The 16,384-nt window shown below is 39.1% G+C and carries 14 protein-coding genes; all 14 read right to left on the bottom strand.

Annotated features, from left to right (window positions below; genetic code table 11):
- Positions 1 to 19: 19 nt before the first annotated feature.
- Positions 20 to 1,306, bottom strand: coding sequence for a UDP-N-acetylglucosamine 1-carboxyvinyltransferase (locus ACI3ES_RS02320; protein ID WP_004915827.1), 1,287 nt, complete (start codon positions 1,304 to 1,306; stop codon positions 20 to 22).
- Between the two features lie 80 nt (positions 1,307 to 1,386).
- Positions 1,387 to 3,843, bottom strand: a complete 2,457-nt coding sequence (gene pheT, locus ACI3ES_RS02315) for a phenylalanine--tRNA ligase subunit beta (RefSeq protein WP_114666393.1) — start codon at positions 3,841 to 3,843, stop codon at positions 1,387 to 1,389.
- A gap of 2 nt (positions 3,844 to 3,845) precedes the next feature.
- Positions 3,846 to 4,895 (bottom strand): phenylalanine--tRNA ligase subunit alpha, encoded by a 1,050-nt coding sequence (pheS, locus tag ACI3ES_RS02310; RefSeq protein ID WP_114666392.1) that lies wholly within the window; start codon positions 4,893 to 4,895, stop codon positions 3,846 to 3,848.
- A gap of 255 nt (positions 4,896 to 5,150) precedes the next feature.
- Entirely contained in the window at positions 5,151 to 5,519 is a 369-nt protein-coding gene (locus ACI3ES_RS02305) for a helix-turn-helix domain-containing protein (protein ID WP_114666391.1), read from the bottom strand.
- Between the two features lie 63 nt (positions 5,520 to 5,582).
- Positions 5,583 to 6,512 (bottom strand): phosphoglycerate dehydrogenase, encoded by a 930-nt coding sequence (locus tag ACI3ES_RS02300; RefSeq protein ID WP_114666390.1) that lies wholly within the window; start codon positions 6,510 to 6,512, stop codon positions 5,583 to 5,585.
- The gene (locus tag ACI3ES_RS02295) at positions 6,512 to 6,952 is read right to left on the bottom strand and encodes a nucleoside 2-deoxyribosyltransferase (RefSeq protein ID WP_004915811.1); all 441 of its coding nucleotides are present in this window, start codon (positions 6,950 to 6,952) and stop codon (positions 6,512 to 6,514) included. The genes ACI3ES_RS02300 and ACI3ES_RS02295 overlap by 1 nt, the downstream gene beginning before the upstream one ends.
- A gap of 11 nt (positions 6,953 to 6,963) precedes the next feature.
- On the bottom strand, positions 6,964 to 7,356 hold the full coding sequence (locus ACI3ES_RS02290) for a cytidine deaminase (RefSeq protein ID WP_004915808.1): 393 nt from the start codon (positions 7,354 to 7,356) through the stop codon (positions 6,964 to 6,966).
- A 57-nt stretch (positions 7,357 to 7,413) separates the two neighbouring features.
- The gene (gene pepF / locus ACI3ES_RS02285; RefSeq protein ID WP_114666389.1) at positions 7,414 to 9,204 is read right to left on the bottom strand and encodes an oligoendopeptidase F; all 1,791 of its coding nucleotides are present in this window, start codon (positions 9,202 to 9,204) and stop codon (positions 7,414 to 7,416) included.
- A 77-nt stretch (positions 9,205 to 9,281) separates the two neighbouring features.
- Entirely contained in the window at positions 9,282 to 10,283 is a 1,002-nt protein-coding gene (locus ACI3ES_RS02280; protein WP_114666388.1) for a competence protein CoiA, read from the bottom strand.
- Between the two features lie 46 nt (positions 10,284 to 10,329).
- Complete coding sequence (locus ACI3ES_RS02275; RefSeq protein ID WP_114666387.1) at positions 10,330 to 11,781, bottom strand: ABC transporter substrate-binding protein/permease; 1,452 nt, start codon at positions 11,779 to 11,781, stop codon at positions 10,330 to 10,332.
- Positions 11,782 to 11,835: 54 nt separating this feature from the next.
- Entirely contained in the window at positions 11,836 to 12,582 is a 747-nt protein-coding gene (locus tag ACI3ES_RS02270) for an amino acid ABC transporter ATP-binding protein (protein WP_114666386.1), read from the bottom strand.
- Positions 12,579 to 14,021, bottom strand: coding sequence for an ABC transporter substrate-binding protein/permease (locus tag ACI3ES_RS02265; protein WP_114666385.1), 1,443 nt, complete (start codon positions 14,019 to 14,021; stop codon positions 12,579 to 12,581). Before ACI3ES_RS02265 ends, ACI3ES_RS02270 begins: the two co-directional genes overlap by 4 nt.
- A 73-nt stretch (positions 14,022 to 14,094) precedes the next feature.
- Entirely contained in the window at positions 14,095 to 15,081 is a 987-nt protein-coding gene (locus tag ACI3ES_RS02260) for a GMP reductase (protein ID WP_114666690.1), read from the bottom strand.
- A 183-nt stretch (positions 15,082 to 15,264) separates the two neighbouring features.
- Positions 15,265 to 16,320: a BMP family protein gene (locus tag ACI3ES_RS02255; RefSeq protein WP_114666384.1), complete on the bottom strand. Its 1,056-nt coding sequence runs from the start codon at positions 16,318 to 16,320 to the stop codon at positions 15,265 to 15,267.
- Positions 16,321 to 16,384 lie beyond the last annotated feature (64 nt).

The following is a 16,384-nucleotide window of genomic DNA, read 5'->3' as shown; positions in this document are numbered from 1 at the left end:
TGTACTAACATGCAACTATTTAAGGCATCAAATTAATCAAATCAATGCCTTCTATCGTCACATCAGCGCCTAAACGGCTTAACTTTTCTTGAATACGGTCATAACCACGCAAAATATGATCTGCGTCGTTAATCACTGTTTCACCTTCTGCCATGATAGCAGCAATAACAAGCGCCGCGCCAGCGCGAATTTCAGCAGCTTGAACACTTGTACCCAACAGGCGCGGTGATTGATTAATTTTGATTTCGCCAGGAACAGCCGAATCAATATCGCCACCCATTCGACGCAGTTCAGCAATATGCTTCACTCGTTTGGGGTAAATCGTATCGACAATTGTACTTTCTCCGTTAGCTAACAACAACAGCGGTGTAATTGGTTGTTGAAGGTCAGTCGCAAAACCAGGATAAGGCATTGTCTTAATAGCAACAGGCTTCAATTCATCTGACTTATAAACATGAATTGTATCTTCACCAATATCTAAATTAACGCCCATTTCAATCAGCTTAGAAGTGTATGATTCTAAGTGCTCGGGAATGACATTTTTAATCGTCACACCGTCGCCATATGCAGCAGCCATACTCATGTATGTTCCGGCCTCAATTCGGTCCGGAATAACGGTATGTGTGTTTCGTGCTTTCAAACTAGGCACGCCAGCGATACGAATGGTATCAGTTCCTGCACCACGAATACTAGCGCCCATATTATTTAAGAATGTGACAATGTCGATAATTTCAGGCTCGCGCGCAGCATTTTCAATGATTGTTTGCCCTTTAGCACGCACAGCAGCCAAAATAATATTGATAGTTGCACCAACAGAAACTGTGTCCAACGCGACACGCGCACCAATCAGGCCATGACTGGTAGCGTCTATATGAATAATATCATTGACTTCCGTCACTGTCGCACCCAGCGCCTCAAAACCTTTGATGTGTTGATCAATTGGCCGTCGTCCCAAATTATCTCCACCAGGAAAAGTCACTGTCGCACGACTGAAACGTCCTAGTAAAGCGCCCATAAAATAATACGAAGCCCGCAATGATTTAATTGCACCACTTGGTAAGTCACTTTCAGTAATATGTGTTGGGTCAATTGTCAATTCACCATTTTCAAACGTTGAACTAACATTCATCGCTTGCAAAATAAGCTGCAAATTCTTGACGTCCAAAATTTGTGGTACTGTGTCGAATTTAACCGGTGTATCGGCCAAAATTGCTGCCGGAATCAGTGCTACTGTTGAATTTTTAGCGCCACCAATAGTGACTTCACCACGTAAGCGATGGCCACCTTGTATGATTATTTTTGCCATGAAATTATCCTGTAACTTTATAGTCTGCATTCAATTATAACGTGTTTTCAAGCACAACTCAAATTAAATTAGAAAAATAATCAGCGAATCGTCAAATTAAATTGCGATTGCAATTTGCTTATAACGTGTTCAAAATCAGCGTTAACCTCAGCTTCAACAAGTGTTTCATTATTATTTTGATATGTCAGAGTATAAGCCAAAGACTTTTTGTTTTCTGGTAAATTATCACCAGTGTATTCATCGAATAATGTCACATCAACCAAATGCTGGCCAGCAAATTCTCGAATGACATGTTCAATTTCAGCAGATGTCACCTGACTATCTACAAGCAACGCCATATCACGGCTCATTTGAGGAAAACGGGAAATTGGCTCATAAGAAACACTCGAATGCACATTTTGCAACACAGCAAAAAGATTCAACTCAAATCCAAACACTGGCGCTAGTTTCTGCGCTTTCGTCAAACGCGGATGAATTTGTCCTACAAATCCCAAGTACTGTGTGCCTGAATAGATATCTGCTGTCTGACCAGGATGCATATTAAGATGACGATTAGTTGCTCGATAACTGACGTCATTCACGCCAATCTGTTTTAAATAACTTTCTACCACACCCTTAATGTCATAAAAATCAACTGCTTGTGCTTGCTTACCTTTTTGCCAAGTGGATGCAAATCGATTACCAGTTAATACCCCAGCGACATGTTCAATTTCTGCTGGTTGCTGATCATTTTGTTTGGCAATAAAAACACGTCCTTGCTCATAAAGCGCAATATCATGAACAGCGTGTGCCGCATTATAGACGACATCGTCTAAAAGACCAGCCAATAGATTTTGTCGCGCAGTTGTTCGGTCAGAACTCATTGGATAGTCAAGTGTCACAACGTTATCTGTCGAATTTTCTGCAAATAGTTGTGCCTTGTTGGGTGTCGTTAAGACATAGGAAATGGCCTGATTTAATCCCAATGATTCCAAAATACGTCGAGTTCCTCTGATTTGACGTTGCAGCAAGCTTAATTTACCTGGGGTTGTTGGACCGTATGGTAAGGTTAATGGCAAGTTATCATAACCAAATAGTCGTGCCACTTCCTCAATCAAATCTGCTTCGATACTAATATCTGGCCTGCGTGCAGGAACATCAACTAAAATCTGATCACCATTAATCTGATATGTGAATGCTAATTGATCAAAATAACCTGCAATTGCAGTCACATCGAGAGAAGTGCCTAATATTTGATTAACTCGTTTAGCAGTTAATGAAATACGAATCGCTTCACGTGGCTGATTAGATGCTTCAACGCGACCACGCGCCACTTGACCATTAGCCAAATTATCTACCAAACTCGCAGCATGATCTAAAGCATTAAAGGTATTGTCCCAATTAACACCACGTTCAAATCGCGCAGAAGCTTCTGAATGAAGATTATGTCGACGTGCTGTTGCACGAATAAGACTTGGATTAAAAATAGCACCTTCAATCACAATGTTTTTAGTGTTGGCATCAACTTCCGAACTAATGCCACCCATAACACCGGCTAACATTAAACCATCTTGTCCACTGGCAATCACAATATCTTTTTCAGCACGTAGTGTCCGATTTTGACCGTCCAATGTGACCAAAGATTCATTTTCATTGGCAAGGCGAACATGGATATCTTTGTGTGATAGCTTATCTAAATCAAAGGCATGCAAGGGTTGTCCGTACATCAGCATCATATAATTGGTAATATCAACAATGTTATTGATTGGTCTCATGCCTGCATTCCACAACTTTTTTTGTAACCAAAGTGGTGAATCCTGCACAGTAACTTGATTAACAACCCGCAATGCATATTTTGGTGCCAAAGTTGGATCATCAATTTGAATTGATACTTGGCTATCAGCAGTTGTTTCATACTCAACTAATTCAAAGTCGGGTTCTTGAACCTTCACCTGTCGCATTGCACCAAACTCATACGCTGTTCCAATCATAGAAAGCATATCTGAGCGGTTTGGCGTCAAATCAGTATCTAAGACCGGTTCATTCATCCCCAAAGCAACAATTGCGTCATCGCCAGGTTGTACACCATCATCTGGACCAAAAACATAGATACCAGACTCAAAATCTTTAGGTGCAATCTTGTTATCAAACCCTATTTCTTGCAAAGCGACCAACATACCATAAGACATTTGTCCTCGTAGTGACACAGCAGAAAGCGTCACCAATTCGCCACTATCATGGTTGATAATATGTGCACCAACTTTTGCCAAAATAACGAATTGCCCGACAGCGACATTTGGCGCCCCAGTGACAATTTGAATTGGTTCAGACTCACCAGCATCAATCTGTGTGATAACCATATGATCTGAATCTGGATGTGGGTTAACGCTCAAAACTTTTGCCACAACCAAACCATCTTGTTGTCGCGCAATAGTGGTATAGCTATCAATTTCAACACTTGTACGCGCAACTTGCTCAGCCAGTTGATTAACAGCAACCTCATCTAAAGCAAGTGGCTCATCCAAATATTCATTTAACCAAGCTAAACTCGTTTTCATGATTAATTCCCCTTCCGATTAAATTGTGACAAAAAACGAACATCATTCAGATAGAATTGTCGAATATCATCTACACCATACTTCAACATTGCAAGTCGATCAGGTCCCAAACCAAAGGCAAACCCTGAATATTTTTCAGGATCAACACCGTCCATGCGCAATACATTAGGATGCGTCATACCCGCTCCCAAAACTTCAATCCATTTAATATCTTCTGGTTTTGTATCAGGTGTCACCTCATCCCAGGAAACATCGACTTCAACAGATGGTTCCGTAAATGGAAAGTATGATGGACGCATCCGAATTTGATGCTTTTCACCGAACAATTCCTGCATAACGGATAATAAAGTGCCCTTTAAGTCTGCCATAGTAATATTTTCACCAACAACCATGCCTTCAACTTGATGGAATTGGTGCGAATGTGTGGCATCATCAGTATCACGACGGTAAACTTTTCCCGGTGCAATCATTTTAAGAGGCCCCTTAGAAAAATCATGTTTCTCTAACGAACGTGACTGAACGGGTGATGTCTGGGTTCGAAGCAAAATTTCCGGCGTAATATAAAATGTATCCTGCATATCACGTGCAGGGTGATCTTTTGGCAAGTTTTCTCTTTCGAAATTATACTCATCCGTCTCAACTTCTGGTGAATCAACTGTATCATCAATTACTTGAAATCCAAGACCCAAAAAATGTTGCTCAATTTCATCAATAATCTGTTGAAGCACATGTGGTTGTCCAATGGGTGATTGGGCCCCTGGCATTGTAACATCAATTGTTTCAGCCTCTAATTGCTCGGACAAAGCTGCTTCAGCTTCAGCAGCTTTTTTTTCGGTCAATAATTCAGTAATTGTTTGCCGAACGTCATTGCCAATTTCACCAACTGCCTTGCGATTTTCAGCAGCGACATCTTTCATGCCTTTCAATAAAGCAGTCAACTCACCTTTTTTACCCAACAATTTAACACGCAATTGTTCAATATCGGCATCTTGCGAATTAATGCGCGAGACAGCAGATTGTTTCAGCTGTTTTAAATCATCAATTAAACTCATCATTTTTCCTTTCTAACACAAAATCCCATGTTATCTTAAAAAAGATAACATGGGACGTCAAATAACGCGGTACCACCCAAATTTCTGAACGTTGTCAGCTTTGGCGTCCGTATCGTGGACTAACGCTGGCGATTAAGCCATTACTCCTGACTGAAATTCATCATTAGCTACCCACGGTCTTTCACTATTCACCGCTCGCTATTGGCGCTTAATCATTACTAGGTCATTCATCGTAATCTTACTATGTCTATTGTATCAAACTTCTGTCAGGCTGTCAGGAACTTCTAGCTTTGCAACATTATTAAATTTATCAGACCATTCGTGAACTGCTTTCATCATTGGTCGCATCGCTTCACCAGCCTCAGTTAGTTTGTATTCAATCAAATTAGAATCTTCATAAGTTTGACGAATCACTAAATGCGCTGCTTCTAGTTCTTTTAAACGCTCAACCAAAACGCGATCTGAACAAGCTGGAATAGCACGTGAAATTTCTAAGAACCGCTTTGGTCCACTAACCAGTAACGTTTCAATAATCATACCATTCCATTTACGACCAAGAATTTCGAATGTTTTTGTAAAATTCTGACACAAAAGATTTTCTGTATGTTCTGCCAACTTTGCCATAATTATTCCTCCAGGCTCTTGTGTTCATTCTAACACAATCTTATACTATTGACAAAAAGTAAGCTAATTAACAGGAAACCGTGGTTGTTCCCCTGATAATACTCTGACAATATCTTCTGCTGCTTTAATGGCAACATTATCCATTGCTTCTTGCGAAATCATAGCAACATGTGGTGTCACAAATGCATTGGGTAATTGTAGCAAAGGATTATCAACACTAATTGGTTCATGCTCGACAACGTCCAAACCAGCTCCAGCAATCACATCATTTTTCAGGGCATCAATCAATGCTGCTTCGTCAATTAATGCACCACGTCCAATATTAACGAGAACCGCTGAAGATTTCATCTTTGAGAAAACATCTGCGTTAATCATGTGCGTCGTTTCCGGTGTGGCTGGTAGGGCGGTCACAATAAAGTCAGATTGTTCATAAATTTCGTCTAGCGTGGCCATCCGACCGTTCACTACCTCATGTGAATGTCTTGCATAAGCTAAAACATTCACATCAAATCCCGTTAACAATCGATCAATATTTTGACCAATGTGACCAAAACCGATGATTCCTACTGTTTTACCTGATATTTCCTGACCATTATGCGCTGCTAAGTAATCAGCATTTGTCGTATCTGTGAGTAATTCACGACGCTGGTAATATAGGCGACCAGCCATCAACATGTGCATGATAGCCGTCTCAGCAACAGCTGTCGCATTTGCACCAGGAGTATTCGTGACGACAATATCATGTTTGGCAGCAGCAGCCAAATCAACATTATCATAACCGACACCGTGTCGTGCAATCACTTTCAAATTAGGCATCTTTGACATCAATGATTCACCAAAAGGGTGCATCATTATCAGAATGCCATCAACATCCGTGTGTGCCAAAAAGTCATCATCACTCGCCTGAGAACTAATAATAACCTCGAATCCCTTTTCTTCCAAATATTTAACCGCTTTTTTTGCTGTTAAATTCGCAACCAAAATTTTTTTCATTAGAATAGTTCTCCTGTAAATGGTATTTTCGGTGTTTGTTCAAAATTATATGTTTTTAAAGCTTCTGCTGCTGTCACATAAGCTGTTAATGACTCAGATAACATCAAATTAACAGGAAACTGTAACTCATTAACGACCACTATTGGTTTTTTAGCCACCCAAGCCATTCCTTGCTCAAAAGCAGTACCCGAATCAGCATCATTATCGCGATAATCAATCACTGATACAATAATATCAGCCGCCATGACATTGGTAACATCTCTTTGAAATACTTCGGCCGCCCAAGGGGCACTAAATTCCGGATTTTCAGTTTTTTGATTTTGTCGTGGTGAGTAATAATCTTTAACAGTTGGATTAGCATCTAACGCTGATTCAATGCGTTTTGCACGATCAATTTGTTCATCTGAAAAAAATGGTGCTGCAAGATAAATCTGAGGCATGAGTAAACTCCTTATTGTAAATTATTAAATGCGCCCGGCATTAATTCTGCAATGTTAGTTTCGATTTCTTGTCCTTGGTCATTAATTAACCAAATTGGCATATCAGGTTCAAAAAATTCTACCATCACCTGTCTGCAAGCACCACATGGGGCAATTGGCTCATCAGTTTTTCCAGAAATAACAAGTCCATGAAAATGCCGATGACCAGCTGCAACAGCTGTAAAAATGGCAGTTCTTTCCGCACAGTTAGTTAATCCAAATGAGACGTTCTCAATGTTAACACCTTTAAAAACTTCACCATTTTCAGCTAGTAAAGCAGCACCAACGGGAAAGTGAGAATACGGGGTATAGGTATCATTAAGTGCTGCATTGGCAACGTCAGCAAGATTTTGTGGTACAGTCATGATTTTTTCTCCTAACTGTTATTTTAGCAAAAAAACAGCCCGTTGGACCGTTTATTTCTACTTGGATAGCAATGTTTCTAATTCAGACAAACGTGCTTCAAACACTTCAAAGGCTTGTTTTAAATAGCCAGATTGACTCATGTCGACGCCTGCTTTTTGAATAATATTCAACGCATAATCTGAATTACCCGACTTTAAATAATTTTTATAGTCTTGAGCACCGTTGCCATTCAAGATACGTTCTGCCAAAGTTGTTGCGGCAGCTTCACCAGTAGCATACTGATAAACATAGAAATTATAATAAAAGTGAGGAATGCGAGACCATTCATAAGCAATAGCTTCATCAGGGAAAAGATCTGGTCCATAGAACTTTTGATTCAACTCACCATAATAATCACTCATGACTTCAGCAGTTAAAGCCGTTCCATCAGCACTTTGTTCGTGGATCCACTGTTCAAATTCCGCAAACTGAGTTTGACGAAATACCGTTCCCTTGAAGCCATCTAAGTATTGGTTCAAAACATAAGCACGGAATTTAGGATCACTATTGGTCTTAAGCAAATAGTCCGTCAACAACCCTTCATTAGTTGTTGAGGCGATTTCTGCCAAAAAGATAGGATAATCACCATAATGGTACTCTTGGTTATGCCGTGTTAAATAAGAATGAACGGAATGTCCCATTTCATGCGCCAAAGTGTAGACATTATTCAAATTATTTTGCCAATTCAACAGAATGAATGGCTTAGTGTCGTAAGCACCACTTGAATAAGCACCAGTACGTTTACCTTTATTTTCGACAACATCAATCCATCGTTCGTCAAACGCTTTTTGAACAATGGCAACATAATCTGCCCCTAACGGCGCCAATGCTGATAAGACAATTTGTTGGGCCTTTTCATAGGTTACATCAAAGTCAATTTCATCAACCAATGGCACGTACAAGTCATAAGAATGCACATCTTCTACACCCAGAATTTTTTTTCGTAAAGCAACAAATCGATGCAATAATGGTAAGTTTTCATCCACAGTTGTCGTTAATGTTTGAAAAACACTTTCAGGGATATTATTTCCTGAAACAGCAGCTTGGCGCGCTGAATCATAGTGTCGAGTTTTGGCCAAAAAATTGTGTCCCTTAACGTGAGCAGATAGTGTTGACGCAAATGTGTTTTGTAATCCAATGTAACTATCATATAGGGTTGTAAAAGCTTCTTGGCGCAAATCACGGTTTTGAGATTCTAACAAGAGTGAATATAAACCATTTGTTAATGGCACTACTTCTCCGGTCTCAGTATGAACATTACCAAATGTAATATCGGAATTGTCAAGCGCACCAAAAGTTTGCTCGGATGCACCAAAAATGTCACTCGCACCTGCTAAGAGCGCTTCTTGATCAGCGGGCAATGTATGAGGCTTTTGAGCAAGTAAAACATCAAAGAAATGTTGATACTTTGCCAATCCTTCTGCAGCAAGATATTGAGTCAAAGTCGCATCAGGAATAGCTAAGACTTCTGGTTGAAAAAACGACGTTGCTGCGCTCAACTCAGCATATAAACTCTGAACTTGTGCATTATAAGCCGCATATTTAGGATTAGTAGTGTCTTGATCAAAAATCTGGTGTGCATAGACATACACTTTTTCAAATTCGCGTTCAGCTGCAAGGTCCGCTTCTAATGCAGCCAGCAATGTAGTAGCTGAATCACCAACGTGCCCAACATATTGACTTAATTGTTTTGCTGCTGTTTGAACTGACTTAAAGGCCGCTTCAAATGCATCATCTGATTCAAAAATTGTGCTGAGATCCCATGTTAAATTTTCAGGAACTTCAGAACGTAGTATTTGTTGTGCCATAATTATAAACGTGCGGAACTCCGCACTCTCCTTATCATTCAATACTAATCATTCTATCATATTCACGGTAAATGATGTTACTTTGCGTTCAACCATTTAGGCAATCGTCGAATTAAAATATAACCACCTTGCTGTAAAATAAAATTATGATTTTCTAAGCTGCAAAATATTTGTCGTAACTGAACGATTTTAAAATCATCATCACCTAAGAAGTATTGTGCTAATATTTGACTTAATTTCTCTTTTTTAATAACATGCTGTAAACCAATTTTTTCTAATAGTAACACAACTAATAATCGGAAATGCCAATTTGCAACATTTAAACCAAACGTACACCCTTGAAATACCCATTCAGGCGCATCAGGTAATCGTCGATTATGTTGATATAAATGATTAATTAAAAACTTATCAACACGTTGTTGCATGAGTAAACTATGGACTTTATAGCGTTGCTTATTAACGTCATGTTGATATGTCAGCGATTGCAACGGCTTTATGAACAAATCATGATGACATTTCTCGGTATATTTTACACGTGAAAAATCGGCTTTGATGAAATGATGACGATGGACAAACATTTGATTACTCGACAAATAGAAAACAATCTGCTGTGCAGCCATAAATTTTAGGATTGTTTTTTGGCTTAAATTACGGTGATAGTAGGTCTCCCCTAGGATCCAAATAACTTTGATGTGACATGATTGATAGCCCGCATTTCGTTGCATTAACCTTTTTTGAGAAATAGGACTGCATTGATATTCAATTGCTAATTTTTGATTGCCTTGCGTCAATAAAATGTCCGGACGTTGCTGTATGCTAGCAATCACAGCCTCAATTTCCACATGACCAAATTGCTGCAAATACTGTGCTAACTGCATTTTACCCGACAAATGAGCTGTCGTTTCATTTTCAGTTAGTGTTTGGCAAAGTGTGCCTGAATAATGCGCAAAATGTTTTTGTTTAACATCACCCACTTTTAGCATAACTGGCTCACGACAACCTGGACAAAAATACGATTGATTTTTTTGTGCATCTTTAGCCAAAATGTATTTTTGACGCTGGTTATAGGCTATAATCATAAAAAACACCTCCAATCATATCATACGATTTGGAAGTGTTTTTGTTTTATTGCAATTTTTTTTGCGCCCAATTGCTAAACCAAGTAAGTAATGTAATGATAATCAGATACATGATAGCCACAATTGCCCATACGCGGAAACCTTGGGAATTACGTGCAACAATTAAGGAACCGGTTTGTGTCAATTCTAGCAAGCCAATCGCTGACAAAATTGAGGTGTCTTTCAATGTAATAATGAATTGATTAATGAAACTTGGCACCATAATTTTTAACCCTTGCGGCATAATCACACGCCGCATTGCTGTACGATAAGGTAATCCCAACGATCGTGCTGCTTCCATCTGACCAACTTCCACCGCTTCAAAACCACCACGGACAAAAGCACCTGTATAAGCGCCTTCATTAAGAACTAATGTCAATACCCCGGCAGTGAAAGCAGGAATTTTGGCCCCAATCACACCAGGCAAACCGATATAAATAAAGAATGCCAACACCATAAGTGGTAATCCACGGAAAATATATATAATCGTCGTCGATACGCCACGTACAAATTTATTTTGACTCACACCCATTACGCCTAACACGACACCCCAAATTGAAGCTAAAATAATGCCAAGGAATGTGAGCATAATTGTTTGCCACAGGCCCTTCAAAAAGGCACTTTTATTCGCCTTTAAGATACCCAGAACAGAAAAATTATCCTTTTTGGCGCCAGTGAATGTAGATTGATTAGCACCTAGATATTTTGCAACGATTTTGTCATACGTACCATCTTTCTTAATAGCAGCAAAACCACGGTTGAAAGCTGACAACAGCGCTTTGTTCTCACCTTTTTTAACAAAAAATCCATACCAACCAGCGTTCCCTGGATTATCGGCATTCATAACCTTCAACTTAACACCATTTTTGATAGCATACTGAATAACTGGCATATCTTCAAATGTTGCAGCAGAATTGCCCACCGCAACATCATTGTACATTGTGTCTGTATCGTTAAAGTATTTAACATTAAACCCATACTTAGCTTGCAAAGATTTACCATATTCTGAAGCGGCCGTACCCGTCTTTAAAGCAACAGTTTTGCCTTTTAAGTCTTTTAATGATTTAATTTTGGTGTCTTTTTTGACAATCCAAGCCACACCCGTTTTATAGTAAGGTGTTGAGTGATCATAAACGGCCTTACGCTCCTCCGTAATTACCATACCCGCAATAATACCGTCAGCTTGTCCATTTGAAACAAGTTGTGCTGCTGAATTAAAGCTCATTGGTTTTAACGTATAAGTGAAATTTTCTCGTTTCGAAATTTCTTTCAAAATATCTTGATCGATACCCACATACTGATTATTTTTATCCTGAAAATCAAACGGCGGATAGGTTGCATCAGTTGAAATGATATAATTCGGTTTATCCGCATGAACTAAATTATCACCCATTGCAAAAACAAACGTGGTAATCGACAACATCGCCAAAAAACTGATTAGTATACCTTTTTTAAACATTTTTTCTCCCCAAAAAAGGTGGCGCTATGGCCACCTGTCATTCATACGCCACGGTTAAACATGCGTGACTTTACTCAAAAATTCTTGTAGACGTTCATTCTTTGGTGCATCAAATACTTGATCTGGTGTTCCTGATTCTTGAATTTTACCTGATTCAAAGAAAACAACACGATCAGCTACTTGCTTGGCAAAGCCCATTTCATGTGTCACGATAATCATTGTCATACCAGACTCGGCCAAATTTTTCATAACATCAAGTACATCGCCAACCATTTCAGGATCCAGCGCAGAAGTTGGTTCATCAAACAACATAATATCAGGCGTCATTGCTAATGCGCGTGCAATCGCGATACGTTGCTTTTGACCACCAGATAAGGAACTAACTGGCATATCCGCTTTATCAGATAAACCAACAGTTTCAAGAAGTTCACGTGCTTTTTTCTCTGCTGCAACTTTGTCTAGTTTTTTGAGTTCAACAGGTGCTAACATGATATTTTCTAGCACGGTGTAATTATTGAACAAGTTGAAGTTTTGAAACACCATACCAATGTTTTCGCGAACCTTGTTGATATCCGTATTTTTATCTGAAATATCATAGCCATCAACAATGATTGTCCCGTTATCAGGTGTTTCTAATTGATTTAACATCCGCAAAAAGGTTGATTTACCTGATCCTGATGGTCCAATCATAACAACCACTTCGTTTTCGGCAATATCCAATGAAATATCGCGCAAAACATGGTTTTCACCATAGGATTTATTAACTTTATCAACATGCACTTTTACTTGTGCTTCACTCATGAACGCGTCCTCTTTTCTACCCAATTACTAAACCAAGTCAGTAACGTGATTACAACCAAATATATCACAGCAATAATAGCCCATACACGAAAGCCCTGTGAGTTACGAGAGACAATTAAGGTCCCTGTTTGTGTTAATTCCAAAATACCAATTGCCGACAAAATTGATGTATCTTTTAAAGTGATGATGAATTGATTAATAAAGCTCGGCACCATAATTTTGAGTCCTTGGGGCATAATCACTTTATACATTGACTTACCATAAGTAAATCCAAGACTTCGTGCCGCTTCCATTTGACCTTTGTCAACTGCTTTAAAACCACCACGTACAAACGCACCAGTATATGCACCCTCATTCAAAATCAGTGTGATGACACCAGCCGTAAATGCTGGGATTTTAGTACCAATAACGCCAGGCAGTCCAATATAAATGAAAAATGCTAATACCATTAACGGCATACCACGGAAGACGTAAATGATTGTGGTTGAGATACCCCTAATCACACTATTTTGGCTAACACCCATGATACCAAGTAAAATGCCCCAAATTGAAGCTAAAATAATACCAAACAATGTTAATAGGATTGTTTGCCACAATCCCTTCATAAAGGCATTTTCATTGGACTTTAAAATACCAAATACCGAGCTATTGTCTGATTTACTACCAGTAAATTCTGAAGCCGGAGCGCCTAAATATTTGTTTACGATCTTTTGATAAGTGCCATCTTTTTTTATTGCAGCGAATCCCTTATTAAAAGAAGCTAACAATTGCGCGTTATCACCTTTTTTAACCGCAAAACCGTACCAACCAGCCTCGTATGGATTAGTTGGGTTCATCACTTTTAACTTGGTACCATTTTTGATAGTATACTGCAAAACTGGTAAGTCGCCAAAAGTAGCTTGTGAGTTGCCATTAATCACATCATTATAAAGTGTATCAGAATCACTAAAATAAGTTACCTTAAAGCCATATTTTTTCTGGATTGATAAAGCATAATCAGCGCCAGCAGTTCCTGTTTTAATCGCAACAGTTTTGCCCTTCAAATCTTGCAATGACTTGATAGCTGAGCCTTTTTTAACCGCCCAAGCAATTCCAGACTTATAGTACGGTGTCCCAAAATCAAAAACTTGTTTACGCTCATCAGTAATTGACATACCTGCAATCACTGCGTCCGCTTGTCCAGATGTTACTGATTGCGTAGCAGCATTGAAGCTCATTGGCTTAAGCGTATAGGTAAAACCTTCGCGTTTGGCAATTGTTTTCAAAATTTCTTGATCAATACCAGTGTATTGATTATTTTTATCTTGAAAATCAAACGGAGGGTACGTCGCATCGGTTGTGATAATGTAGTTAGGCTGTGCGGCGTCAACCTTCGTGATACCCATCATCATTGTGACAGTTGCTAAAAAAGCAACACAAAATATCCATATCTTTTTCATAATACTCCAGTATAGCAAAAAAGCTGACGATCACACAATATCATGTCAGTTTTCTTAACATATTTTTCTATTTTTAATAAGTATCACCATTACTAATCGAATTTTTAACAATGACATAATCAACACGTTTAAGGTCTGCTAGCTCACGACCACCAGAATAAGAAATTGATGATTGCAAATCTTCTTTTATTTCACGTAGTGTGGTATCAATACTACCACGATAAGGTACTAACAATTTTTTACCCTCAACATGCTTGTATTCACCCTTTTGAAACTGTGAAGCAGAACCAAAGTACATCTTAAACTTGTCACCATTGATTTCGACAATCTCACCAGGTGTTTCATCATGGCCCGCAAATAATGAGCCAATCATGCACATTGTCGCACCAAACCGAATTGATTTAGCTATGTCACCATTATGACGAATACCGCCATCAGTGATTATTGGCTTTTTTGCTGCCTTAGCACATAAGCGCAATGCCGCTAATTGCCAACCGCCAGTCCCAAATCCAGTTTTTAATTTCGTAATACAAGCCTTCCCAGGACCCACACCCACTTTAGTAGCATCGGCGCCGGCATTTTCAAGATCCCTAACAGCCTCGGCAGTTGCCAAGTTACCAGCGATAACAAAACTATCTGGTAAAGTTTTTTTAATGTATCTTACCATGTCGATAACTGGTACAGCATGCCCATGCGCAACATCAACAGTGATAAATTCCGGCACTAGTCCTGCTGATTTAAGATCATCAATAAATTGATATTCTTCCGGCTTAATGCCCACAGAAATAGACGCAATCAGCTGCTCAGATTGCATGCTTCTAACAAAATCTAATCGTTTACTTGGTTCAAAACGATGCATCACATAAAAGTAACCATTGGCCGCTAAATGTTTTGCTAACGGTTCATCAATAACCGTCTGCATGTTGGCTGGTACAACTGGTAACTTAAAGGTATATCGTCCCAATTTGACTGACGTATCCGCCTGGGAACGTGATTCAAGTATTCCCAAATTGGGGATTAGTTGAACGTCTTCATAATCAAAAACTGTATTAAAATCCATCATAGTCATCCTTTTCCTAAACTCCAATGACTATTATACAGACTTTTTAAGGGGAATCATGACTAATTTGTAAACAAAAGACGAAATTAAATTCAAAATATATATAATTGTTCGTTTTTATATTGTTTCAAGTATTGTTATACAAAAAAAATCGCATCACTGCGATTAATTTTTAAAACGAGATTATGGATGAACAGGTACTTTGATATCACCAGCGACAATCTTCTTTTGTGCTGACTGAACTGCTGACCAAACACTGCTAGAAGCAGAATCCTTAGATAGACTGACACCTTTTTCTTTCAAACCATATGTGATTGTTTTACCACCAGGGAATTTGTCATTTTTGGCCTTTGTCGCAACATCTTCAACCGCACTATCGACGCGCTTTACTGCTGATACCAAGGTGAAGTTAGATGACTTGCCATCTTTATCCTTGTAATTACCATCAGACTTTTGATCACGATCAACACCAATTACCCAAATTTTCTTATCTGAATCGGCACTTTCTTTTTGGTTTGCTGCCTTAGCTTCTGCAAAGACACCATTTCCAGCACCACCAGCTGCTTGGAAAATAACATCGGCACCATTGGCAGTCATTGATGCAGCAATTGTCTTGCCTTTGGCGGCATCCGTGAATGAATCAGTATACTGCGTTAATACTTTGATGTTAGCGTTTGTTGCCTTAACACCGGCTTTAAAACCGGCCTCAAAAGTGTCGATAACATCACCATGTATGCCACCCACAAAACCAACCGTGCCGCTCTTTGATTGCTTAGCTGCCGCAACACCAGCCAAGTATGATGATTGTTCTGTTTTAAATGTCAATGAAGCAACATTTTTCTTAGCAATCACTGCATCAATAATGGCAAAATTTGTCTTAGGGTTAGCTTTAGCAACGCTAGTTACAGCAGGTGCCGCCGCGAATCCAACACCATAAACTAACTTATAACCACCTTTAACGGCCGTTTGCAAATTAGTCTTTATTTCTGATGTATCTGTACTCTGAAAATAGTTGTAACCGCCTTTCCCTTGCTTCAGGCCATTGGCTTTTCCATAAGACTCCAACCCTTCCCATGCCGATTGGTTAAATGATCGATCATCTATGCCACCACCATCTGTTACCAAAGCCACAGCATAGCCAGAACTTTTCTTTGTTGATTGTTGTGTTGCCGCGTATATGCCACCCGCAATAACGACGATTGCCGCCGCACCGATACCAATTTTTGCTGAACGTTGCATGTTTTTCTTCTCCCAAAAGTTAATATCTACATTATCCGACTTTAAGCAGATTTTTATGTTAAAA

It is taken from the genome of Leuconostoc falkenbergense, from assembly GCF_045801155.1.
Classification (GTDB): Bacteria; Bacillota; Bacilli; order Lactobacillales; family Lactobacillaceae; genus Leuconostoc; species Leuconostoc falkenbergense.
Note: the sequence above shows the minus strand (reverse complement) of the source record. Positions and strands in the feature narration are given on the sequence as shown.

Excerpts from the sequence above, each read along its gene's own strand:
- ACI3ES_RS02320 (WP_004915827.1), bottom strand. The coding sequence starts at position 1,306 with ATGGCAAAAATAATCATACAAGGTGGCCATCGCTTACGTGGTGAAGTC.
- pheT (WP_114666393.1), bottom strand. The coding sequence starts at position 3,843 with ATGAAAACGAGTTTAGCTTGGTTAAATGAATATTTGGATGAGCCACTT.
- pheS (WP_114666392.1), bottom strand. The coding sequence starts at position 4,895 with ATGAGTTTAATTGATGATTTAAAACAGCTGAAACAATCTGCTGTCTCG.
- ACI3ES_RS02305 (WP_114666391.1), bottom strand. The coding sequence starts at position 5,519 with ATGGCAAAGTTGGCAGAACATACAGAAAATCTTTTGTGTCAGAATTTT.
- ACI3ES_RS02300 (WP_114666390.1), bottom strand. The coding sequence starts at position 6,512 with ATGAAAAAAATTTTGGTTGCGAATTTAACAGCAAAAAAAGCGGTTAAA.
- ACI3ES_RS02295 (WP_004915811.1), bottom strand. The coding sequence starts at position 6,952 with ATGCCTCAGATTTATCTTGCAGCACCATTTTTTTCAGATGAACAAATT.
- ACI3ES_RS02290 (WP_004915808.1), bottom strand. The coding sequence starts at position 7,356 with ATGACTGTACCACAAAATCTTGCTGACGTTGCCAATGCAGCACTTAAT.
- pepF (WP_114666389.1), bottom strand. The coding sequence starts at position 9,204 with ATGGCACAACAAATACTACGTTCTGAAGTTCCTGAAAATTTAACATGG.
- ACI3ES_RS02280 (WP_114666388.1), bottom strand. The coding sequence starts at position 10,283 with ATGATTATAGCCTATAACCAGCGTCAAAAATACATTTTGGCTAAAGAT.
- ACI3ES_RS02275 (WP_114666387.1), bottom strand. The coding sequence starts at position 11,781 with ATGTTTAAAAAAGGTATACTAATCAGTTTTTTGGCGATGTTGTCGATT.
- ACI3ES_RS02270 (WP_114666386.1), bottom strand. The coding sequence starts at position 12,582 with ATGAGTGAAGCACAAGTAAAAGTGCATGTTGATAAAGTTAATAAATCC.
- ACI3ES_RS02265 (WP_114666385.1), bottom strand. The coding sequence starts at position 14,021 with ATGAAAAAGATATGGATATTTTGTGTTGCTTTTTTAGCAACTGTCACA.
- ACI3ES_RS02260 (WP_114666690.1), bottom strand. The coding sequence starts at position 15,081 with ATGGATTTTAATACAGTTTTTGATTATGAAGACGTTCAACTAATCCCC.
- ACI3ES_RS02255 (WP_114666384.1), bottom strand. The coding sequence starts at position 16,320 with ATGCAACGTTCAGCAAAAATTGGTATCGGTGCGGCGGCAATCGTCGTT.